Here is a 237-nt window from a genome sequence, read left to right as displayed (position 1 = left end):
CTACGGTCAGATGCGGAGCGCAGACGACGCGCGATGATGCCCAGATCGAACATCAGCGAGTGGTAATCGGTAATGGAGTTGAACTGTTTAAACTGCACGCCTTCCATCGCCTCGAGCTTGTCTTTCAGCTCGTTAAGCGGCAGCACGCGCGCCTGGCGTTCGTTCAGGGTTTCGGTCACCAGCTGTGTCGGCTGCACCGACATCGGCAGTCCCTGAATGGCAAATGGTTTGATATCC

At 56.5% G+C, this 237-nt stretch carries 1 protein-coding gene; it reads right to left on the bottom strand.

Annotated features, from left to right (window positions below; translation table 11 throughout):
* The coding region (locus SB725_RS33770) for a hypothetical protein (protein WP_410923767.1) at positions 1 to 237 on the bottom strand (237 nt) is incomplete at both ends.

Source organism: Pseudomonas sp. SIMBA_041 (assembly GCF_046535095.1).
Taxonomy (GTDB): Bacteria; Pseudomonadota; Gammaproteobacteria; order Pseudomonadales; family Pseudomonadaceae; genus Aquipseudomonas; species Aquipseudomonas mucoides.
The sequence above is the reverse complement of the archived record's forward strand: the minus strand, read 5'-3'. Positions and strand labels throughout refer to the sequence as shown.